The sequence below is a fragment of the Glutamicibacter sp. 2E12 genome (assembly GCF_050030965.1).
Classification (GTDB): domain Bacteria; phylum Actinomycetota; class Actinomycetes; order Actinomycetales; family Micrococcaceae; genus Glutamicibacter.
In genome coordinates this window covers 2,872,716-2,894,766 of record NZ_CP188297.1, presented here as the reverse complement: position 1 = coordinate 2,894,766, position 22,051 = coordinate 2,872,716, and the positions used below count along the sequence as shown (strand labels likewise).

At 61.8% G+C, this 22,051-nt stretch carries 20 protein-coding genes; 5 read left to right on the top strand and 15 right to left on the bottom strand.

Going from position 1 to position 22,051, the window contains the following annotated elements; all coding sequences use genetic code 11:
* Window positions 1–199 precede the first annotated feature (199 nt).
* Both xseA and ACP3TE_RS13575 read left to right on the top strand, forming a co-directional pair.
* Window positions 200–1,462, top strand: a complete 1,263-nt coding sequence (gene xseA, locus ACP3TE_RS13580; RefSeq protein WP_105657586.1) for an exodeoxyribonuclease VII large subunit — start codon at window positions 200–202, stop codon at window positions 1,460–1,462.
* A gap of 28 nt (window positions 1,463–1,490) precedes the next feature.
* Window positions 1,491–1,721, top strand: a complete 231-nt coding sequence (locus ACP3TE_RS13575; protein WP_402695926.1) for an exodeoxyribonuclease VII small subunit — start codon at window positions 1,491–1,493, stop codon at window positions 1,719–1,721.
* A 17-nt stretch (window positions 1,722–1,738) separates the two neighbouring features.
* Here ACP3TE_RS13575 and ACP3TE_RS13570 read toward each other — a convergent pair whose 3' ends face one another.
* The 4 genes from ACP3TE_RS13570 to ACP3TE_RS13555 all read right to left on the bottom strand — a co-directional run bounded on the left by ACP3TE_RS13570 (window position 1,739) and on the right by ACP3TE_RS13555 (window position 5,649).
* Window positions 1,739–2,602, bottom strand: a complete 864-nt coding sequence (locus tag ACP3TE_RS13570; protein WP_105657588.1) for a PPK2 family polyphosphate kinase — start codon at window positions 2,600–2,602, stop codon at window positions 1,739–1,741.
* A 317-nt stretch (window positions 2,603–2,919) separates the two neighbouring features.
* On the bottom strand, window positions 2,920–4,140 hold the full coding sequence (locus ACP3TE_RS13565; protein WP_105657589.1) for a pyridoxal phosphate-dependent aminotransferase: 1,221 nt from the start codon (window positions 4,138–4,140) through the stop codon (window positions 2,920–2,922).
* Between the two features lie 92 nt (window positions 4,141–4,232).
* The gene (locus tag ACP3TE_RS13560; protein WP_426733897.1) at window positions 4,233–5,138 is read right to left on the bottom strand and encodes a glycine betaine ABC transporter substrate-binding protein; all 906 of its coding nucleotides are present in this window, start codon (window positions 5,136–5,138) and stop codon (window positions 4,233–4,235) included.
* Window positions 5,139–5,178: 40 nt separating this feature from the next.
* A complete protein-coding gene (locus ACP3TE_RS13555) occupies window positions 5,179–5,649 on the bottom strand; it encodes an NUDIX hydrolase (RefSeq protein ID WP_402470595.1) in 471 nt (156 codons plus the stop codon).
* Window positions 5,650–5,761: 112 nt separating this feature from the next.
* Between ACP3TE_RS13555 and ACP3TE_RS13550 the strand changes: the two genes are divergently transcribed.
* Complete coding sequence (locus ACP3TE_RS13550; protein WP_105657592.1) at window positions 5,762–6,268, top strand: Lrp/AsnC family transcriptional regulator; 507 nt, start codon at window positions 5,762–5,764, stop codon at window positions 6,266–6,268.
* Window positions 6,269–6,336: 68 nt separating this feature from the next.
* On the opposite strand, the gene ACP3TE_RS13545 is transcribed toward ACP3TE_RS13550, so the two are convergent.
* Complete coding sequence (locus tag ACP3TE_RS13545; protein ID WP_426733893.1) at window positions 6,337–7,170, bottom strand: hypothetical protein; 834 nt, start codon at window positions 7,168–7,170, stop codon at window positions 6,337–6,339.
* A 180-nt stretch (window positions 7,171–7,350) separates the two neighbouring features.
* On the bottom strand, window positions 7,351–7,971 hold the full coding sequence (locus ACP3TE_RS13540; protein WP_105657594.1) for a GNAT family N-acetyltransferase: 621 nt from the start codon (window positions 7,969–7,971) through the stop codon (window positions 7,351–7,353).
* An 85-nt stretch (window positions 7,972–8,056) separates the two neighbouring features.
* Here ACP3TE_RS13540 and ACP3TE_RS13535 point away from each other — a divergent pair, with 85 nt between their 5' ends.
* Window positions 8,057–8,671, top strand: a complete 615-nt coding sequence (locus ACP3TE_RS13535; RefSeq protein WP_105657595.1) for a 5-formyltetrahydrofolate cyclo-ligase — start codon at window positions 8,057–8,059, stop codon at window positions 8,669–8,671.
* A gap of 61 nt (window positions 8,672–8,732) precedes the next feature.
* Window positions 8,733–9,443, top strand: coding sequence for an RcpC/CpaB family pilus assembly protein (locus ACP3TE_RS13530; RefSeq protein ID WP_105657596.1), 711 nt, complete (start codon window positions 8,733–8,735; stop codon window positions 9,441–9,443).
* Between the two features lie 4 nt (window positions 9,444–9,447).
* On the opposite strand, the gene ACP3TE_RS13525 is transcribed toward ACP3TE_RS13530, so the two are convergent.
* The 9 genes from ACP3TE_RS13525 to ACP3TE_RS13485 form a co-directional block, all read right to left on the bottom strand.
* Entirely contained in the window at window positions 9,448–9,765 is a 318-nt protein-coding gene (locus ACP3TE_RS13525) for a hypothetical protein (RefSeq protein WP_332728456.1), read from the bottom strand.
* Entirely contained in the window at window positions 9,765–13,988 is a 4,224-nt protein-coding gene (locus ACP3TE_RS13520) for a DUF4011 domain-containing protein (protein WP_332489168.1), read from the bottom strand. Before ACP3TE_RS13520 ends, ACP3TE_RS13525 begins: the two co-directional genes overlap by 1 nt.
* A 185-nt stretch (window positions 13,989–14,173) precedes the next feature.
* On the bottom strand, window positions 14,174–15,760 hold the full coding sequence (gene guaA, locus ACP3TE_RS13515) for a glutamine-hydrolyzing GMP synthase (protein WP_105657599.1): 1,587 nt from the start codon (window positions 15,758–15,760) through the stop codon (window positions 14,174–14,176).
* Window positions 15,761–15,906: 146 nt separating this feature from the next.
* The gene (locus ACP3TE_RS13510; protein ID WP_105657600.1) at window positions 15,907–16,371 is read right to left on the bottom strand and encodes a DUF3817 domain-containing protein; all 465 of its coding nucleotides are present in this window, start codon (window positions 16,369–16,371) and stop codon (window positions 15,907–15,909) included.
* 50 nt (window positions 16,372–16,421) lie between these two features.
* Window positions 16,422–17,231: an SURF1 family cytochrome oxidase biogenesis protein gene (locus tag ACP3TE_RS13505; RefSeq protein ID WP_426733886.1), complete on the bottom strand. Its 810-nt coding sequence runs from the start codon at window positions 17,229–17,231 to the stop codon at window positions 16,422–16,424.
* 174 nt (window positions 17,232–17,405) lie between these two features.
* Complete coding sequence (locus tag ACP3TE_RS13500) at window positions 17,406–18,557, bottom strand: GuaB3 family IMP dehydrogenase-related protein (protein WP_133833652.1); 1,152 nt, start codon at window positions 18,555–18,557, stop codon at window positions 17,406–17,408.
* Window positions 18,558–18,731: 174 nt separating this feature from the next.
* Window positions 18,732–20,048 carry a BtrH N-terminal domain-containing protein gene (locus ACP3TE_RS13495; protein WP_332731596.1) on the bottom strand — a complete coding sequence of 439 codons (1,317 nt, stop codon included), beginning with the start codon at window positions 20,046–20,048 and terminating at the stop codon, window positions 18,732–18,734.
* Between the two features lie 271 nt (window positions 20,049–20,319).
* Window positions 20,320–21,252: a 3-keto-5-aminohexanoate cleavage protein gene (locus tag ACP3TE_RS13490; protein ID WP_402695920.1), complete on the bottom strand. Its 933-nt coding sequence runs from the start codon at window positions 21,250–21,252 to the stop codon at window positions 20,320–20,322.
* An 11-nt stretch (window positions 21,253–21,263) separates the two neighbouring features.
* Complete coding sequence (locus tag ACP3TE_RS13485) at window positions 21,264–22,049, bottom strand: SDR family oxidoreductase (RefSeq protein WP_286134194.1); 786 nt, start codon at window positions 22,047–22,049, stop codon at window positions 21,264–21,266.
* Window positions 22,050–22,051 lie beyond the last annotated feature (2 nt).

The following is a 22,051-nucleotide window of genomic DNA, read 5'->3' as shown; positions in this document are numbered from 1 at the left end:
GCAGGCTTGTCCCAATCGTTGGAAAACCCCGTTTCCCCGGGTCTTGCGGGGCCAATCGGGTATGAAAATCGCCCATTGCGATACCTGCGCTCCACCTGCCGCGGCCTAGCCCCAGCCCCCGGGGATCCGGCCAGCCGTCGGTGCCATGCGGTAGTCTCACAGATGCACCAGAGATTCGACTTTCCAAGGAGCGGCACCGATGGATCCCCAAGCCCCCGCCAGTTTGCCGGCGACCGCCGGGCAGACCACCGCGGACAATCCTTGGCCGCTGCGGCTGCTCTCGGAGAAGCTGAAAATCCATATCGAGAACTCTCCGGTGGTTTGGGTTGAAGGCCAGTTGCTGGAAGCCAATGTGCGCAACGGCCACGCCTACCTCACCCTGCGCGATGTCGATGCGGACTTCTCTTTCTCGGTGACCATTTGGGCCTCGACGATGCGCAAGCTGGATGCCACCCCGCAGGTGGGCTCCCGCGTGGTGGCCCAGGTGAAACCGAGCTTCTACGCCAAGACCGGCCGGCTTTCCTTGAATGCCACGGACCTGCGCCCAGTTGGCTTGGGCGAGCTGCTGGTGCGCCTGGAACGATTGCGCCAGGCGCTGGGAGCAGAAGGCCTCTTCTCCCCTGAGCACAAGCGCCCGCTGCCGGTTCTTCCCCACCGCATCGGCCTGATTACCGGGCGTGATTCGGATGCGGAGAAGGACGTGCTGCGCAATGCCAGCCTGCGCTGGCCATCGGTGCAGTTCAAGGTCATCAATACCGCCGTGCAGGGAATGGATGCCGCCAACCAGGTCATCGCAGCCCTGCAGCAGCTGGATGCGGACCCGGACATCGATGTCATCGTCATCGCCCGTGGCGGCGGGGCCCTGGAAGACCTCTTGCCCTTCTCCAATGAGGATCTGGTGCGTGCGGTCTTCGCCGCCCAGACGCCGGTGGTTTCGGCCATCGGCCACGAAGCGGACCGCCCGATCCTGGACGATGTGGCCGATCTTCGCGCGTCGACCCCCACCGATGCAGCCAAGCGCATTGTCCCGGATCTGCAAGAAGAATTCGCCGGCTTGGAAATCGCCCGCAATCGCTTGGACCGTTCCATCAACAATCTTCTCCAGCGCGAAGCCCAGCTGCTGGCCTCGGTGCGCGAACGCCCGGTGCTGGCCAACCCGCAGGTGATGGTCACCTCCCGTGCCGAAGACCTGGAGCGCTGGAAGCAGCGCTCGACGGATCTGCTGCGCCACCGCGTGATGCGCGCCAACGACGAGATCAACCATCTGAAGAACCAGATGCGTGCCCTGTCCCCGCAGCAGACCCTGGACCGCGGTTATTCGGTCACCCAGCTGGAGGACGGAAGCATCGTGCGCGAGGCAGCCCAGGCGCCAGCAGACAGCAAGGTGCTCATCCGGGTGGCTTCCGGGCAGCTGGTTGCACGAACCCTTGAATCCCTCCCTGCCGGCGACAACGCAAGCTAATCACCACGAATACCAATTTGGAGTAATCATGACTGCACAAATCCCTGAAGACATTGCCAAGCTTTCCTACGAGCAGGCTCGCGAAGAACTGCTGACCGTGGTCAACCAGCTCGAGACCGGCGGAGTTGCGCTGGAAGCCTCGCTGGCATTGTGGGAGCGTGGCGAAGCACTGGCAGCCCACTGCGAGAACTGGCTCAACGGTGTCTCTCAGCGTCTGGAGCAGGCTCGCGCCAAGCACGAGCAGGCCGCCGGCGAATAGCCTGTCCTCACCCGGACCTACTTCGCGGCCGCCAGCCGGGCCTTCTCCTGCTCCACATCGAAGGTGGCAACGGGCCAGTCCGGAGCGACACGCTCCAGGGTAGCCAGCAGCAGCTCAGCGACGCACAAGCGGGCCTTCCACTTCTGGTCAGCGGGAACGATATGCCATGGTGCGCCCTGGTTATCGGTGCGGTTAATCGCCACCTCGTAGGCGGACTGGAAGTCATCCCACAGCAGGCGATCATCGACATCGCCCGGCGAATACTTCCAATGCTTGTCGGCACGTTCCAGGCGTGCCGAGAGGCGCTCGAATTGTTCTTCTCGGCTGATATGCAGCATCACCTTGATCGGGTGGATGCCCTGCTCGATCAGCTGCTTCTCGAAGTCGACTATTTTCCCGTAGCGGGACTCGACCGCATCCGGGGTGGCGAAGCCCTTCACTTTGGCCACCAGAACGTCTTCATAGTGGGAACGGTCAAAGACTCCCACTAGTCCCCCGGCGGGCAATTGCCTGGTGATGCGCCAGAGGAAGTCATGGGCTGCTTCTTCCTCGGTTGGCGCCTTGAAGGCATGGTGCTTGACGCCCTGCGGATCCAGCATGCCAAGGACGTGGCGAACAGTCCCTCCCTTGCCGGACGTATCCATTCCCTGCAAAATGAGCAGGACTGCTGGGCCTTGTCCGCCAGCTACCGAGGCGGCGAAGAGCCTCTCTTGCAGATCCGAGAGCAGTTCAGCCAGCTGCACCATGCGCTTCTCGGCGGCCTTCTTATCCTGCGGGGCGTCCCCGGGCCACCAATCAGCATCCTTGGTTGCGCGCTCTGAAAGCTTCACGCCCGGTTCTGCACGTAGCGCTTCTAACAGGTTGGCAGGATAGGCGCTCATCATTAAGTCCTCACGCGTGTGTCGAAGTGATGCGATTCGTTGTTGCCAGCCTACTGCCACTGCAGGCGCCGTGAGAAGCGGTATTCGTCAACGGCGAAGCACCCATCACGGCTCGATGCACAGGATCGCTAAGCCTCGCGAAAGCGCCGGCAACGGGCCGATACGCCAAATCCTCAGGACACCAAATTCTCCGGTCGCAGTCGCTGGCAGGCGATACCCCTGAAGTTCCCGGGACCGCATTCCCCGGTGGCCGCGTTAACGCACAACCGGCCCAGAATCACGTGGGTGATTCTGGGCCGGTTCCGCATCCGGGCAGCCTATGCGCGAGCGCGCCAGTCCTCCAGGAACTGTCCGATGCGTCCAACCGCATCAGTCAGGTCGCGCACGTTGGGCAAGGTGACCAAACGGAAGTGGTCCGGACGGATCCAGTTGAAGGCAGTGCCCTGGGAGATCAGGATCTTCTGCGCCTTGAGCAGCTCAAGGGCGAAGGTCTCATCGTTGTGGATCGGGTAGACCTCGGGATCCAGCTTCGGGAACATGTAGAGCGCGCCCTTGGCCTTCTGGACGCTCACGCCAGGAATCGCGCTGAGCAGGTTGTAGGCCGCATCGCGCTGTTCAAGCAGCCGTCCGCCAGGCAGGATCAAGTCATTGATCGACTGGTACCCGCCCAAGGCGGTCTGGATTGCGTGCTGCGCCGGCACATTGGCGCACAGGCGCATGTTGGTCAGCAGGTTGATGCCCTCGATGTAGTCGCCGGCCTGGTGCTTGGGACCGGAAATGGCCATCCACCCAGCACGGAAGCCGCACACGCGGTAGGCCTTGGACAGGCCGGAGAAGGTCAGTATCAGCACGTCATCTGCCAACGAAGCGGTGTTGATATGCACGGCGTCTTCGTAGAGGATCTTTTCGTAGATCTCGTCCGAGAACACAATCAGGTTGTGCTTGCGCGCCAGCTCGAGGATTCCCTCCAGGGTTTCCTTGGGGTACACCGCACCGGTCGGGTTATTGGGGTTGATGATCACGATGCCCTTGGTGCGATCGGTGATCTTCGCTTCCATGTCCTGAAGATCAGGAAGCCAGCCCTCTTCCTCGGTATTCATGTAATGCACCGGGGTGCCGCCAGCCAGCGAAACCGAAGCGGTCCACAGCGGGTAGTCAGGGGCGGGAATCAGGATCTCGTCGCCGTTATTCAGCAGCGCATTCAACGAGAGGGTAATCAGCTCGGAGACACCGTTGCCCAGGTAGACGTCATCCACGCCAATGGTCTGGATGCCACGGGTCTGGTAGTACTGCGAGACGGCGGTACGTGCCGAGAGAATGCCGCGGGAGTCGGAGTATCCTTGGGCGTTAGGCAGGTTGCGAATCATGTCAACGAGCACCGCGTCGGGCGCCTCGAAGCCGAACGGCGCGGGATTGCCGATGTTCAGCTTCAGGATGCGATGTCCTTCGGACTCCATGCGCGTGGCGTGCTCAAGCAGCGGGCCGCGGATGTCGTAGAGGACGTTGTGCAGTTTCGTTGATTGTTTGAATTCTGCCATGGTTACACTTTCTCACGTCAGGTGCGATCGACACACCTTGTTACTCGACCGCTATGGTCAGCGGTCGAAATCCTGGGAGAGCTGGCTGGGGCCTACTCTTCGATGATCCATTCCCAACGGGTGGCCGCTTGCTCTGGGCTCAGTCCGTCGGCCTGGCTGACCATCCGGTTCAGGTCCACGAGGGACTGCTGCGAGAATTCGCCGGTGATCTTGTCCAGTTCTGCCCGGGCCTTGTCATTCACGTCGCCGTTGGCCAGCACCATGTACTGTTCGGCGTTGAAGAAGGCGGCGCTTCCCGGAATGCTGTAGAAGCCTTCATCGGAGATGACTGCATCTCCCGACCCGAGCGCCACCGCGCTGTCCACCGAGGCACGCAGCTTGCTGGCCAGTTTCGCCGGCTCCTCAGCCACGACCTTCGGCTTCTCGCAGCCAGCGTCCTCCAATGATGCCTTCAAGGATGCGGCGTTGGCTTCATCGCTAATGATCGTCAGATCTGTGCAAGCCGCAATCAGGGTTTCCACCGAATCGACCTTGTGCAAGGTTGCCTGGGCCTGGCTCATGACCAAGACCTTTCCCGCATCAGCTGGGCTGAGTTCCAAGGCAGAAAGCTGCCCCTCAGCGTCATTGATGGCGCTGCGCAGGTTCTTGGATTCTTCGACGCTCAGCAATTGATCTTCACCAGTGATGGCCGCCGGGTCAGCAACCAGGGGCAGCGCCTTGGCCGCTTGGTCCACCGCCAAATCGGCTTTCCCGTCGACCACCTGCTGGTAAGGATCAGCACTGGGCTTGTTCAGCGACACCTTGTAGCCTTCGGCTTTCAGCGCATTGGCATAGACATGGGCCAAGGCCTGGTCTGCAGGCTGGGAACCGGCAGCAATCTGCAAGGTGATGGCCTTGCTTGGCTCGGCCGTCGGCGTTGCCTCTTCGGTGCAAGCAGACAGGGTTAGCAGCAGGGTTGCGCTGAGTGCGCCAACGGTGATGGTATTTCGCAAGTTCATGTCCCTATTGATTCTAGGGCAGGCCAGCGGCGATCCGCCGCTACTTGCCGGGTGCGGTCAGTCGCAAGATGCTCTCAACGCGTTCAATGCAGTTCAGCTTGGCGATCTCCTCGCGGGTAAACCAGGCGGCCTGGCTGGTAGAACCGTTGACTTCATGGCGCAGTTCTCCACCGGTCAGTTTGGCCCGATAGGTGACCGCCACCGTTTGCATGGCATGGCCTTCGCCCGAGTAGCGCTTGGAACCGGGAATAACTCCCGTGCTGACATCCAGGAGCGCCAGCTCGCCCACCGCGTAGCCGGTCTCTTCATAGACTTCACGGCGCGCGCCTTCTTCGATAGGCTCCCCCAAGTCGATGCCGCCGCCGGGAAGGGACCAGCGCGGGGTGAAGCGTGGATCGCGATGACGCATATCCCAGAGCGTAAGCAGTACCTTTCCTTCATGTTCCACCAAGCAATAGGCCGCCAGCCTGGTATCAAAGGATTCACCGGTGTGCTCAGAACGACGTGTCATATCCCCAATATATCCGTTTGTTCACCGATTATTTACTCGTACGCGGACGGCATACGCCGATTTTTCTGCCAAAGATCCCACTGATATCTCGCGAATATGATGAAATATTCTTATGGCCCAGCAATCAGAGCTTTCATCAAACGTCGATCTGGACGAAATCGATCGAATCATCATCGACGAATTGGTCGCTAATGCACGTATCTCCAATGCGACGCTCGCACAGCGTGCGGGCATCGCTCCATCCACCGCACTGCTGCGCACCCGTTCGCTGGTCGAGCGCGGCATCCTCACCGGCTACCACGCGGAAGTATCGCTGGGCGCTGTAGGCCGTACCGTGCAGGCACTGATCTCGGTCAAGCTGCGCGCCCACGACCGCGAGAAGATCGACGCTTTCGTGGCACGCATCCCGCAGCTGCCCGAGGTGCTGTCCATGTTCCATGTTTCCGGCGGCACCGATTACCTGCTGCATATCGCGGTCGGTTCCACCGATGCACTGCGTGACTGGGTGCTGGACAACCTCGCCACCGACGAGTCGGTGGGCCATACCGAAACCACCTTGGTCTTCGCGCACCACCGCGGCAACCGCGGCCCGCTGCCATTCGATGACATGATCAGCTAGCAGCGCTTAAGCGACTTGTGGCCCGGACCTCGCGAGGTCCGGGCCACAAGTCTTTGTGCTTGGAATGCTTATGCGCGGCGGCGCTGCATGACCGCGTCCAGGTTCAGGCGAGGCTTGGTACCTGCGCCAGCCACGGGTGCGGCTTCCGGTGCGGCAGATGGCGCTGCAACGGTTTCCTTGGCAGCTGGTGCGCTCTCGGTACGCTTGGCAACTACCGAAGCGACCGCTGCGCGCTCTTCAGCCGAAACTTCGGTGGCCAGGCGCTTTGCATCTTCCGATGCCTTCAGGCTGATCTGCTTGCTCGGACGCAGCGGTTCTTCCACCGGCAGTGCTGCCTTGTGGGTCCGCTTGGCACCCTGTTCAGCTGCCAACTCCGCGGTCTTGGCGATGCGCTCGCTGGCTTCCACGTACGTTGGCTTGGGCACGTGCGTTGGTTCCCAGGTCCCTGGCTGCTTTACGCCGCCATAGCCGTGGGCCACTCGCAGCGCTTCGGCGCGCAGCTCTTCAGCGGTAATCGCTGGAGCGCGGCGGGACGAACCCGGGCGAGCGTCGAAGACCTCGTTATCCTCATGCTTGCGCGAGATGACCTGGTTAGCCGCGTCGTCAAAAGCGGGAGTCCGCAGCGCCTGCTGCCGGGTGGCTTCGAGGTGCTCGAGCAGCTTGCGGTTGCGGTCGCGGACAGCCAGCCCGCGCAGGGTGGCGAAGGATGCTACAGCAATCAGCGCGAACAGGCCTACGGTGCCGAAGGTCAGAGCAGTGAAAGGAGCCAGGATGAGACCGAAGACGGTCGCGAGGACAGCCAAGGCACCGACGAGCGCGACGGACAACCGGCCATAGCGCACACGAATCTTGAGTTTGGTCGCAGCACTTTCCTGCGAAGCGCTCTGTGACGTGCCAGCCATGTGGGTCCTCCATCACCGATTGAGTCGGTCAAATCCTCGTGGAACTAAATATGGTTCCTCCGAATCAACACTATGCAACCTTGGGTGCGCGCTCATGCACATCCCTTGGCGTGTCTGCATGTTTTCAATCCAGTTCTCTCATATCAGAGCTCGATTGAACGAAATAGCACGAAATCCGCCTCAGTATTCGTAGATGCGTTCGAGCAGCGTCGTTTCCACCTCTTCACGGGTCAACGCAAAGGTGCGGTGATCCCGCCACTGCCCATCGATGTGCAGATAGCCTTTGCGCAGCCCTTCATCGCGGAACCCGAGCTTGTCCACCACCCGCAGGCTGGCCGAATTCTCCGGACGGATGTTGATTTCCAGGCGGTGCAGCTGCAGTTGCTCGAAGCAATGGTCTATGACCAAGGCGCAGGCTTCGGGCATCAGGCCGAAGCCGGCATGGTTGCGATCCAGCCAGTAGCCGATGGACGCTGTGCGCGCGGCACCATATTGCACCGACGCCACGGAAACCTGCCCGATTAATGGCGGGCGCCCCTTGTGCAGCTGGGGAAGAGCCAAGGCCCAGGTGAATCCGCTGCCGTCAACTGCTGATTCATCCTTGGCCCTGAGCATCTCGCGAAAAGTCATGGCTTCTGGCGGGCCCAAGGGACTGGTGGGATCCCATGGCTTGAGCCATTTGGAATTGGCGTAGCGCAGATTGATCCACTCGGCTTCGTCACTGGCAGTCAGTTGGCGCAACAACAGCCGTTCCGAGGCCAGATCCGGAACCAGGCGCTTTGCTCGACGAGAGAAGAACATGTGCACATCGTATTACTTCGTCATGCTTGCAGCTGGCAACAGCGCTAGCAGGCAGCGTTTCGTTTCTTGCACGTAAGCTGTAGGCATGAATCCCACCGCTGATCTGAATTCTGGCGCCGGCAAGAAGGCCGCGCGTGCCGCTGTGCGCACTTGGCGCAGGGCACTTGATCCGAGCAAGCGTGAGCAGTTCGGACTGGATCTGGCGCACACGGTGATTGGCTATCTGAGCCAGAGCACCGGTGTCGTCCAGAAGGTCGCGGCCTATTGCTCGGGTCCGGATGAACCGTCCACCGAGGCGCTCTTGGATGCTTTGGCCAAGGAAGGCATTGAAGTCTACCTGCCGGTGTGCGAACCGGAGTACGCGCTCTCGTGGGTTGAGTACTCCCCCGGCATGGAATTCCAGCCAAGTACCTTGGCCCCGGTGATGGAGCCGGTGGGCAAGCGGATGGGCACAGAGCTCTTTGACGAGATCAATACGCTGATCATGCCTGCGCTGTCCATCGATTCGAACGGGCTGCGTTTAGGCCAAGGCGGTGGCTACTACGATCGCTTCCTGCCCTTGATCGACGATGCGCCGGTCCGTGTGGCGGCCGTGGTTTATGAGCACGAGTATGTTCCGGCCGGTTCCTTCCAGATCGATGAGCATGACCAACCCGTGGACTTGGTGTTCACTCCGCAGCAGGTGCATCAGATCATCTGATTTACACACAGCTCGCGGGCAGCTCGCAGTGTGCCGCTGGACCTGAAGGTTGCATGGGGTTATGAGCTTCTTCTCCAGACCGCATGCTGCCTCCCGGCCCCCGGTGATTCCCAAGCCGAAGATCCGTCCCGTGCGCAACCGCAATGAGTTGTTGCGCCGCTACCGGAAGCCTTTGGCCATCGCCTGCGCGCTGCTGGCCTTGGCGGGCGTGCTCAATGTGTTTTCCTCCGGGCAATTAGCGCAGCGCGAGGTCGTGGTGGCGCTGAGCGACATTCCTGCCGGGTCCCGCATATCCGCCAACCAGCTGACGGTGCAAACGGTGCGGCTTGCCCCGGAAGATGCCGAAGTCTTTGAAAGCATCGATGCTATCTCGGGGCAACGGGCAGCCGTGGCACTGACTGCCGGAACGGTGCTGCGCAACTATTCCTTGGTGGGGCCACAACTTTTGACCGGTTCGCCGGAAGGCACCGTGGCCGTTCCCTTGCGCTTGAGCGATCCTGCCACCGTGACGCTGCTCCATCCAGGGCAACTGGTGGATATCGTATTGACCACCGGAGATGGCTTTGAAAAGGACATCAGCTCGCAGACCATCGCCAAGGCGGTGCCGGTGCTCTGGGTTCCGGATAATGCCAGCAGCTCCGAATTCGGCATGCTCAGCGGCGCGGCTCCGACCGGTGAAGGAATTGTGGTGGTCGCGGCTGCCAGCAGCCTCTCGGATGATCTGGCCGGGGCAGTATCGCGCGGCAAGGTTTCAGCCGTCTTGGTGAATTAGGAGATCAGCCCCAGTGCGGCGGCTTCTCGCGCTTCATCATTTCAGCCAGGTCTTCCTTGGCGTCGCCCCAGTTTCTCGGGTCCTGGTCTTTGGCCAGCAACTCGGACAGCGGATCGGCGGCCGGCTGTTTGGCGCGGGACGCCATCGCCGCAGCAGAAGTCTCGGCGGGCTGGTGGCCGGCTAGTGCCCGGTTCACGGAGTCTGAATGCGGCACTGGCGCGTAGCTGCCGGTGAGTTCAACGCGAGCAGTCAGATGCTGCGGGGGTGCGACAACGCGCGGCCGCTTGCGGCGGCCGCGCGTTGGTTCTTGCTCAGAAGTCATTACTTCTTTGGCTCCGGATCCTCGTTCTTGCTGGTAGCCGGAACAGGGGCTGGAGTCAGCGGCTTATCCGCGCTGTCCTTTGCAGGTGCGTCGCCAGCTTCAGCTTTGGCACCGCTTTCAGCAGCTGGCGCTTCCTGCTTGGTCTCGGCCTTTGGTTCCAGTCGCGCCTTGGCGGACTTGAGCAGATTGGACTTTTCCTTCGGCGTTTCCGCCTCGGTAGTGACTTCACGGGCAGACACCGGCCGAGCGGCGGCCACACCGGTACGGGTCGAAGCCTGGGCTGGGGCCGCAGGCTTTTTCAACCCCAGTGCATGGGCCAAGCGATCGGTGACAGCACCCGGATCGGTGAAGACGTCAATGGTCCACAGCGGAACATAGCGCCAGCCGTGCTTCTCGAAGAATTCCGGGCGCAGTCGGCTGCGTTCACGCACGGTCAGTCCGGCATAGTGCTCGGTGCCGTCGTAGACCACAGCCAATGGGCGGATGCCGCTGTGCGCAGAGTCGTAGGCGTGAGCCGACAGGTCCAGCACACCGCGGTAGTCCTCGGAAACGATGGCACCGCTTTCGCGCAGGCGGCGGGCCAGATCGGAGACCAATGGATCGAAGCGCGGATTGCGCATCGAGCTGACTCCGGAATCCCCTGCCTGCACGCGTCCGAACAGTTCGAAGAACTGTCGGGCACCACGGTAGACGCGGTTCAGGTCCACGTCTTCGGGCAACAGGCTGGACACCAAGGTCATGCGGGTCCGCGATCGGGTCATGGCGGCGACGAACAGCTGTTCGCCGCCCTCGCGGGACAGTGCACCGAATTCGTGCAGGGTCTTGCCGTGCGGAGTACGTCCGTAGCCCCAGGCGAAGATGACCGAGTCCCGGCGCAGGCCGATCAGCCGGTCCATGGTGGTCACCACGAATGGTTCGCGCTTGGAGCGCAGGTGCTCCATCGCGTACTTGTGGTTTGGCAGCTGGACACGGATCGCTTCGGCGATGGCCGAGGCATGGCTGCGGTTCGAGGCAATGACTGCCAGCGATTCGCCCCCGTGGTTCTTGAAGTGGCCGAAGACCAGATCCACCACGCGCGCCACTTCTGCTGCGGTGGTCTGCACACCGTCTTCGCTGCTGGACAGTGAGCCGGTGGCATCTGGCACGTATTCGCCGCGCAGCAGCGAGGAGTCGCCGGTGAGGTTCACCGCCATTGGCAGGCGCGAGAGCGCCGAATCGTAGTAGGTGGCGGACAGCTGTTCCACCAGGCCTTCGTCAATGCCGCGGTACACGGTGGACAGCGAACCGGTCACCAGGACCTTGTTCAGGGCTTCCAGCGCGGAACGGTCCACGCTCTGCTCGCGAACTCGTGCGGTCGGGTCTACGGAGACCTCGAAGCGCTTCGGACCGCCCAGCATTTCATCGCCAATGGCAATGACCTGGCCGGAGCGGCGGATCGCATCCAGGACTTCACGCAGGGTGAGGTAGTTGGCTTCCAGCAGGATGACCGCATCGAACTTCGTGTCCTCCGGCAGGGCGCTGCCCAGCAGCAGCGGAGCCGAGACGATGACCGGGGTCAGCGAATTGGCCAGCGGTGCTCCAAGATCCAGCAGCCCGGCAATGCTCGGGGTTCCGCCCTTGAGCATCTCGCGCAGCGCGCGGGAACCGGCTCGGTGGTCAGCCAGCGCTGCCTTCCAGTTGCGAGTCAGCGCCCAGCGGATGCGCTGCGGGCCGGCAGCGATGTGCGCGCCGTCAGCCAGTCGGTAGTCAGCCTCGATCTTCTCCAGCTTGGAGCCGTCATTCATGGCCAGGAAGTCGTCACCGGAGATCATGGCATCCAGCACGGACTGCCACCAGGCAAGCTCCAATTCGCTGTCTACCTGGTCGGCGTCGATCTCGCGTTCGGCGAAGTCATCGAGCAGGTCGCCCAGCCCGGCTTCAGCCAGCTGCTCGGAGATCAACGTGCGCTCGGGCAGCTCGCCCAGGTCCTCGCGGCGCTCGACCAGCGCTGCAATCACCGAGAGCAGCTCCTTGATGGGCATTTCGCGCAGGCGCGAGCCCAGGGAGGACGGCAGCATTTCGGCCAGCTTGTCGATGCGGGCACCGGCGTCGTGGTATCCGGCTTCAACATCCAGCAGGCCGCCTGGGACCTGCGGGTTGCGCTGGCTGGTGGCAATGGCTCGCCAGGCATCGCGCTGGACCGCCACCGCCTGCAGAGCGGACTGCAGGTCAGCTACGTGCATGCCCGGGCGGACGTATTCCTTGGCAATCTTGCGCAGCCGGGAACGGACAATGGAGCCCATCTCCACGCCGTGCTCGCGGCGCCATGCGCTGGTTGCGGTAGCGGCGATCAAATCATCGATGTCGCCCTCGAAGATGTCGGCCTCGAACTTGTCCAGCGATCCGCGGACGGCGACCAGCAACTGCAGCTGGTCTCCCCACTTGTCGTAGCTTTCTTCCAGGCGGATCTGCGAACGCTCGGCGATCTGCAGCATGTGCTCATGCAGGATGGGCAGGTCGCGGCCCAGCCCGCTGGCCAGGTTCAAGGCCTTTTCGGTGGCTTCGGTGTTGCGCAGCGGTGCACCATGCCATGGGCTGGTGGTGTGCATCTTGGAGAAGGCGCCAAGCTGCGCTGCGCGCTTGAGCTGTGCGGCAACATGTCCGCGCTGGCCCATGGAATCCAGCACCGAACGCTTCAGGCGCACGGTGGTGGATGGCGCTGGTTCCAGTGCGGAGAGACGTGCCAGTTCCTGCATTGCCTGGTATGGCGAGCAACCCCAACGGCTGCGCACCGAGTGCAGCGACTTCACGTGCTCGTGCAGTGCGTGGCGGGATTCGCGCAGGCGCTTGAACATGGAGCCCAGCTGCGGCTCGGCAGCGCGTTCGTTGCGCAGAATTGCCTTGGTCATCATCGCGCGCAGCGCTTCTGGATCCTCGTTGGGTTCCAGCAGCATGCTGCCTGCATCCAGGTGCTCGTTGAAGCGGGTCACGAATTCTTCGGCGGCAGAACGCTGTTCCGCAACCACCAGTACTCGCTTGCCCTGGGCGGCCAGCAGCGCGGCTGCGTTCAGCGCGGTCTGGGTAGCACCGGTACCGGCAGCGGCGTTGATGGCCACCGATTCACCGGCAGCGATGTAGTCAAGCATCTTGGACTGGGACTCATCCGCGTCCAGCAAGAACAGTTCATCTTCCGGATCACGGTCATCAGAAGACTTGGCAATGGTGGTGGTTCCGGTGTGGACCTTGCGGGCAGAAGATCCTTCGGAGGCAAGGCTCTGCTTACGCGAGCGCGCGGTTTCCTTGAGAATGTTCTTCACGCGGCTCAGGCGGGAGCCGGCAGCTTCATGGCCCTTGGCATCGGCGGCCTGCGCTTCAGGCTGCTCTTCGTCCTGCTTCTTTTCAGCGGCAGACTCGTCCTTGGCTTCTTCAGGCTTTGAGCCCTCGGTTTTGGAAGCGCCCGGCTTGGAAGCGACCAGGTTGGCCAGCGCTTCGGAGGTCTTGCTGCTTTGGCTGTTCCCAGCCTGCTTTTCCGCGGAGTCGTGACGAATTAGCGCCTCGATGACCGGGTGGGACCCATTGAGCTTGGCCGGGTCAGCTGGGTCCATCAGCTCGGAGAAGGTGGAGAGCAGCAGGCGGTGGCCCACCACTACGCCGGGAACCTCGGACATCTGGTGGCGCAGGGCATCCATTCCGCGGACCGGGTCGAAACGGGCGATGGAGTACGCTTCGGCGTCCACCGCGGCGACATCGACCTTGGCGTTGTGGTCGGCTTCGAATTGGCGCACGAAGGCCGGGGATACGGTGGCGCGGCCGACCAGCTGCAGGTCGTAGTCGTCAGCATCAACGTGCTTGGTCAGTGTGATGCGGCCGAGCATGATGGGAGCCGAGACAGGCTCGCTCTTGCCATCGTGGACCGCGCGCCAGTTGGCGACACCGGCGGCCAGGTAGCCGACGTCGATGCCGCGTTCTTCCCACAGTTCATTGATCTTGGCCGAGAGCGCACGGGCAGTGCGGCGCGCGGTAGCGTACTGGTCCGCATCGTGCAGCAGCGTGGACAGGCGGGTACGCCGTCCGGCAAGGAACTGGGCCAATCCCGATGGATTGGCATGGGTTATGTCGATGCTATTGGAGGTCGACGGAGCAAATCGCAGGGTGGTATCCGCCCCGGCACTCTGTCCCAGGGATTTCACCCAGGCAGCTACACGCTCGGCGGCAGCATTCTGTCCACTAGTCACGACAGTCATTCCCTTCACTGAACCGACCACATTCGGGCGCACCACAGGTGCAGATACGCCTCTTTCTAACGTAGTGCACGCACCGTGCAGAACCGGTGCGCGAAACACGTTTTAACTGCGGGAAGCGGAACCGGCGTACCGGATCCGCTTCCCATTCACCCGCCAAAGCGCAGTGAATTAGCAGTCTTGGGGATTTACTCCCACTCGATGGTTCCAGGTGGCTTGGAAGTAACGTCCAGCACCACGCGGTTCACCCCATCTACCTCGTTGGTGATGCGGTTGGAGATCTTCGAGAGCAGATCGTATGGCAGGTGCGACCAGTCAGCGGTCATGGCATCCTCGGAGGAAACCGGACGCAGCACGATTGGGTGGCCGTAGGTGCGGTGATCGCCCTGTACGCCTACCGAGCGTACGTCAGCGAGCAGCACTACTGGCATCTGCCAAACTTCGTCATCCAGTCCTGCAGCAGTCAGCTCGGCGCGAGCGATCGCGTCAGCCTTGCGCAGGATGGACAGGCGCTCTTCGTTGACGGCACCGATGATGCGGATGCCCAGGCCTGGGCCAGGGAATGGCTGGCGGCCAACGATTTCCTCAGGCAAGCCGAGCTCGCGGCCCACTGCACGGACCTCGTCCTTGAACAGGGTGCGCAGTGGTTCAACCAGCTCGAAGTCCAGGTCCTCTGGCAAGCCGCCCACGTTGTGGTGGCTCTTGATGTTCGAGGTGCCTTCGCCACCGCCGGATTCGACGATGTCCGGGTACAAGGTGCCCTGGACCAGGAACTTCACTGGCTCGCCCTCGGAAGCGGCCTCGGCGATGATCGCCGCTTCCGCTGCTTCGAAGGCGCGAATGAATTCGCGGCCAATGATCTTGCGCTTGGTCTCCGGGTCGGTGACACCGTCCAAAGCAGTCAGGAAGCGCTCGCGCTCGTCGGCAATGTACAGCTTGGCGCCGGTGGAAGCTACGAAGTCCTTCTCAACCTGCTCGGCTTCGCCTTCGCGCAGCAGGCCGTGGTTGACGAACACGCAGGTGAGCTGGTCGCCAATAGCGCGCTGCACCAGGGCAGCTGCAACAGCGGAGTCCACGCCGCCGGACAGGCCGCAGATGGCCTTGCCGGTGCCGACCTGGGCGCGGATGCGCTCGATCTGCTCGTCAGCGATGTTGTCAGCGGTCCAGTCGCCCTTCAGGCCAGCACCGTTGTACAGGAAATTCTCCAGGACATCCTGGCCGAACTCGCAGTGCTTCACCTCTGGGTGCCACTGCACGCCGTACAGTCGCTTTGCTTCATTTGCGAAAGCGGCAACCGGAGCACCAGCGGTGGTGGCCAGCACTTCGAAGCCTTCTGGGGCCTTGGAGACGGAGTCGCCGTGGCTCATCCAGACGGTAGGGGCCTGAGCGGCGCCTGCCAGGATGGAGCGGGCATCGCCCTCAAAGTTGGTTGCGGTGCGGCCGTACTCGCGCAGGCCGGTTTCGGCCACGGTACCGCCCAAGGCGTTAGCCATGGCCTGGAAGCCGTAGCAGATGCCCAAGACCGGCACGCCGGCTTCAAACAGGTCAGCCCCGACGGAAGGGGCGCCATCGGCGTAAACGCTGGAAGGACCACCGGAGAGGATGATCGCTGCAGGGTTCTTGGCCAGGATGGCTTCGGTGGACAGGGTGTGCGGAACGATCTCCGAGTACACACGGGCCTCACGTACGCGGCGAGCGATAAGCTGCGCGTATTGGGCCCCGTAGTCGACGACCAGAACCGGCTTATGTTCTGGATTGAGGGGAGCAGTAGTCACCGTTACAGTCTACGCGGTTCACTGCGCGCGAAACAGCCAAGGTGATGTCATCAGCGTCACCTAGTGGATTTTTGGCAAAGGCAAAGGGCAGATCTGTTCATTTTCGATGAACGGATCTGCCCTTTGGCAATGAATGCGGCCACGTGTCAGTAGCGCTTGGCGGCCTTTGGATGCGCGGCCAGCTCGCGGTCTACTTCTGCGTGCACCTTGGCTTCGGTCCAGAAGGAAAGGAACGGAACGACGCCGCCGAGCGCGATCGTAATGAAGCGCATGAATGGCCAGCGCATCAAGGTCCACAGGCGGAAGTCGGCAAAGAGGTACACCACGTATAGCCAGCCGTGGGCGATCAGGATGCCCAGCGAGAGGTTCAGTCCCCCGGCCACCTCGGCGCGGTTGTACATGCCGACGGCGTTGGAGGTGCCATCTACCAAGGTGCCACCCACGAAGAGTTCCAGGGACCAGAAGTACTTGAAAATCATTTCCAGCACGAGCAGCAGCAGCATCACGCCGGTGATGTAGGCGAAGACCTTGTAGAAGGTTGCGGCTGCACGGATCTGCTTAGGGGTGCCGCCGAATTTCCGCGGCTTCGGTGCCGGGGTGGTGCTGGACATCGTTAGTGATTCCTTCCGATTTCGGTAAGAAGTGCGGTGTGCGTGAAATGCTATTCGTTGCTGTTTCCAGCTTGGGTGGCGTTGCCGCCCTTGATATGTTTTTCGGCAGCGAGCTCAGCAATCTCGTCAAGATCCCGCTGGTAATCATCGCGCACCATGCGGTACCAGAGGAAGATGGCGAACCCTGCGAAGAGGACCCATTCCAAGCCGTAGAAAACGTTCAGCCAGTTGATCTGCGCTTCCTGGGGCTGCGGACCGACGTCGACAATTTCCAGGCCCGGCTGCGCTACGGTCTCGCCCTTGGCAGTGGTGATTTCGTGGGCCGTGACGAATCCTTCAAAGAGGACCGAATCCCAGATGTTCGCCAGCTGTGCCGAGGCGAGAGTTGGCAGCGTTGCGCTGCGCAGGTCTTCGCGGAATTCCGGGCCTTCGCTAGGCAGCAGGCGCCCGGTGATCTCCAGTTCGCCTTCAGGTGCCGGAGCTGGCTTGGTTGCTTCAGGCTGCCAGCCGCGTACCACCGCAATACCGGCGTCCTGGGCCGCGCCCTCGACCTTGAATTGGGTGATGACCCAGACACCGCGCTGATCGCCATTAAGCCGAGGCGCAATCAGCTGATCGGTGCCGGGGACGAATTCGCCCTCCATGGTGACGATCTGGTCTGCCTTGATGCCCAGCAGTTCCTTGCCGACTTCCTGATGCTCGATCAGCGCGACCGGCTTCTCGGTCTTGTCGATCTTGACCGGCGGCTCGGTTTCGGAGGCGCCGAACTGCCATCCGGACAAGAGAACGAATCCGGTGGCGAGAGCTAGCGCGGCAAAGAGGGCGCCGATCCATTTGGGCTTCAGAGCGGTTTTAAGCACACTCTAACGGTACTTCTATTTGGCGTAGAACTCGAAATGCGATGGCGTGAGATTAGCCCTGTTGCCTTATTTTCCGCTGGTGGAACCAACTTGCTTATTCATTCGTTGAGACCAAGCGCTTAAACGACACTGGCCCCACCCTTCGAAAGAAGAGCAGGGCCAGATCAGGATCCGCTAGAAGCGATCGGATTCGTACGGGGACAGCACGACGTCGACGCGCTGGAATTCCTTGAGGGTCGAGTAGCCGGTGGTGGCCATCGAGCGGCGCAGTGCGCCAACCAGGTTCGAGGTGCCGTTGGTCTCGTGCGATGGGCCGTGCAGGACCTTCTCCAGCGAGCCGACGGTGCCGACCTTGGCGCGGTCGCCACGTGGGCTGGCCTCGTGAACTGCTTCCATGCCCCAGTGGTAGCCGGCGCCTGGTGCTTCATCGGCGCGGGCCAGTGCGGTACCGAGCATCACTGCGTCGGCGCCCATGGCGATGGCCTTGACGATGTCGCCGGAGTTCCCCATGCCGCCATCGGCGATGACGTGGACATAGCGTCCGCCGGACTCTTCGATGTAGTCGCGGCGTGCGGCTGCAACGTCGGCAATGGCGGTAGCCATCGGCGCGTGGATACCCAGAGTGCGGCGGGTGGTGGAGGATGCGCCGCCACCGAAGCCAACGAGCACGCCGGCTGCACCGGTGCGCATCAGGTGCATGGCCGGGGTGTATCCGGCTGCGCCGCCCACGATCACTGGGACATCGAGTTCGTAGATGAACTGCTTGAGGTTCAGCGGTTCGGTGGTCTTCGAGACGTGCTCGGCCGAAACAGTGGTGCCGCGGATGACGAAGATGTCCACGCCGGCAGCGACAACGGTCTTGTAGTGCTCCTGGGTGCGCTGCGGGGTCAGCGAGCCGGCAACGACAACTCCGGAGTCGCGGATCTCGGAGATGCGCGAGGTGATCAGCTCAGGCTGGATGGGAGCCGAGTACAGTTCCTGCAGCTTTGCGGTGGTCTTCGGGTCGTTGCGGGTTGCCGCCTCGGACTTCAGGCCGGCAATTTCGGCCAGCACTGCTTCCGGGTCCTCGTAGCGGGTCCACAGGCCCTCGAGGTTCAGCACGCCTAGGCCGCCGAGCTTGCCCAAGGCGATTGCGGTAGACGGGGAGGTCACCGAATCCATTGGTGCGCCCAGGATAGGGGTGTCGAACTGGAAGGCGTCGATCTGCCAGGACACCGATACGTCCTTCGGATCACGGGTACGGCGATTCGGTACGATCGCTACGTCGTCCAGGGAATATGCCTTAGTTGCCCGCTTGCCGCGGCCGATCTCAATCTCGTTACTCACCTAACTAGGTTATCAAGATTCCCGGATAATCCCGCTTTTGATAGCGCATTGGCTTTAGGCGATGTTTCTGCGCTGGCTCTGGTGCATGGGGCCGCAAGTGGCACACCGGGACAACAATGCCCTGCCGGCCGGTGAGTAAGATCACCGGATGGCAGGGCCTATGTTGAGCCAGGTTTACCTGGCTGCCTTGGATGCAAGCTTCTTGGCGGTCACGGCCAAGGAGGTGGCGGCTTGCTCTTCAGAATCGGCAATGCGCTCAATCGCGTCAGCCAATACGGCGAAGTGCTCAGCACGCTTGGCGAACTCGGTCTCTGGATCAATCAGGTCCGCGAACGCATCCCACTGCGTGGAGAGCTGCCGGTAAGCATCTACGTGAGCTGCCAGCGGCGCCAGGCCTGGAAGTTCCGCCGCTTCCGAAAGGAACTCCGCGTACAGGCCGCGCAACGCGCCCTCGCCGCTGAAACGCGTGTCGGAGAAGAAACCTGCGAGCTGGTCCAAGCCGTTGGCCAGCGCTTGCTGGCTTGCGAAGATCTGGGACCAACCGGTCTTGGACTCGTTATCGCGCAGTCGCGTGGCCAAGGTGCGCATGCCGGTAATGCCGAAGTTCTTGGCAAAGTGCACTGGAACCCCGGAAAGCTCGCTGGTGCCCAGCAGGCGAGCGGTGGTTTCCCCAATCGCCTCGACGGCATTGGCGGCCAAAGTCTCGGCATTCGGCGAGCGCGAGGACGGGATCCATGCCTGCCAGTGCTTTTCCTTCTTGCGCATCGCACGGGCGATGGCCAGTTCCTTGGGGCTGATGAGGTTCAACGCACCTGAACCGTCATCTACCATCAGGTCCTTCTTGTGCTCGCCAACGACGACGAGATCCAGGGTCTCGGCCTCATCAACCGTGTTGCCGTCAATCCATGGCAGCGCGCTGATTGCCACGCGAACCACCACAGTGCGGCCTGCGTCCAGGGCTGCGTCCATGTATTCGACGGCGCGTTCGGCTGAGCCGGTGGTACGTTCGGTCACCGTAGCACCGCAACGGGCCAGCAGGTTCTGGGTATAGGGTTCCGGGTTGTGGCGGGTCACCAGCGTTACTGCAGTCTCTTCGCCTCCTTCATGGGTGAAAGCCATGAAGCCGATACCGCCGGCAAGGCCAGCGAGCAATGCCTGGCTCAGCGGTTCGCCGGTGTGCTTGTTGGTGACGCCAGCTTGGACTAGGACTCGGTGCCAGAGCGCAGCATCGTACTGGATGACATCTTTTGGCGCTGGGTACTCAGGCAGTTCGTCAGCTGGCGAAGCAGCCGGAGCGTTCTTGCCTTTCTGCTCCTGCGCCTTGGCCTTTTCGCGTGCTTCCTTGGCGTAGTCGCGGGCGGCGGCAGCGCGAGCGGCCCGAGGACTTTCAGGCTTGCCGGCCAAGATGTTCTTGCGCGCGGTGGTGTAGCTCTCCCCCGTGCGCTCCATACGCTGGCGGGTTTGCTTCTTCAGGTTGGCTGGCTGGCCCATGTACTGATTGTCCTTCCGTCACCGGCGCATTGGCGCGAGGTTTCCCGCACGCGCAGGGAAGCGCCGCCATCGAACAAGTCTACGTGTCCGCGGCGAGCGAGTCCCGCGATGTTCTAGTGGGATTGGATACGCCACGGCGCGCGCCAATGCGCGGCGTCAAACTGGGACTAGGACAAAACAAGGCTCCATCTATGCCTGCATGGGGCAGGACAGATGGAGCCTCGAGTCTGTTTGATTTTGTGCTGCTATTCAGGCCGAAGGCATTTGGCGCCTAGAAACCGACTTTGTCGCGCCCCTTGAGCGCCAGCATCTCCCGGGCTTCCTCGGGAGTCGCGACCTCGAAATTCAGTGCTTCCAGTATGGTCCGGATACGGGTCACTTGCTCGGCATTGGAAGCGGCGAGCTGCCCCGGTCCGATCCACAAGGAATCTTCCAGCCCAACACGTACATGCGATCCCATGGCCGCTCCAATGGTAGCTAACGGCATCTGGTTCTTGCCTGCACCGAGGATGGACCATTCGTAGTTCTCTCCCAGCAGGCGGTCAGCCGTGCGGCGCATATGCATCAAGTCTTCCGGATGCGCCCCGATGCCGCCGAGCAGACCGAAAACCGACTGCACGAAAAGCGGGCCACGGGCCAGGCCGCGCTGGTGGAAGTGACTCAGGTTATTTAGGTGGGAAATGTCGTAGCATTCGAATTCGAACCGGGTGTCATTGGCGTTACCGATTTCCAGGATCCTCTGGATATCGGCAAAGGTGTTCTTGAAGACCAGATCCCGTGAATTTTCCAGGCCTTCTCGTTCCCAATCGTGTTCGAACTCCGTGAACCGGTCCAGCATGGGATACAGTCCGAAATTCATTGATCCCATATTGAGCGAAGCGAGTTCAGGTTCGAAGGTTGCCACCGGAAGCATGCGTTCTTCGACGGTCATATGCGGGGAGCCACCGGTGGTGATGTTGACGATGGCGTCGGTGCCGTTCTTGAGCTTCTCCAAGATCGGTTCGAAATGCTTGGGATCCTGAGATGGGCGGCCGTCCTTGGGATCACGCGCGTGCATGTGGACTATGGCCGCGCCAGCCTTGGCGGCGCCAAGCGCAGCTTCGGCAATCTCATCGGCGCTCACCGGCAGGTGCGGCGACATGCTGGGGGTATGGATAGCGCCGGTGACAGCGCTGGTAATGATGACTTTTCGCTTGTTTTTCACAATACGCCTTCCTAGTACAGTTTCTCGGTGTTGCCATCGACTGCCATGGCCTGGCCGTTGATCCGAAGTGCCATCGGGCTGGCCAGGAACACCGCCATATTGGCGATGTCCTCGGCCTCGACCAGCTTGTTGAGCGATGACTGCGCGTGGTACAGATCGGAGACTTCGTCCACCGGACGCTGGAGCATTCGCGCCTTCGCCTCGATTACGGATTGGATGCGCGGGCCATTGACTGCCCCCGGGCAGATGGCATTGACCCTGATTCCTTCACCGCCGAGCTCGATGGCAAGCGTCTTGGTCAGCCCGATCACTGCCCATTTCGATGCCGAGTACGGACTGCGACCTGCCATGCCCAGACGGCCAGCGGCCGAGGACAAGTTGATGATGGATCCCCGGGTGGACTGGCGCAGCAACGGGAGCAAGTGCTTGATGCAGAAGAATTGTCCGTGGACATTAATATCGAAAGTCGTCATCCAATCTTCGGATTCAAGAGTCTCGATAGGCCCGGTAGGACCGGCGATTCCGGCATTGTTCACCAGGACGTCCAGTCCCCCTAGAGACTGCTGGATCTGATCGGGCAATCCACGTACCTGATCTTCATCCGACACGTCGCTCACGGAGGCGGCAAAACCCGCCGACGCGGCGGCACGCACTGCTTCAGGATTGATATCCGTAACGAAGACTTGTGCGCCATGGTTCCTGAACTCTTGAGCGATCGCCAGGCCGATGCCCGCAGCTCCAGCCGTGACGAGAACCCGGAGTCCGTCAAAGTCCATTTTCATGTTATGGGTATTCATTA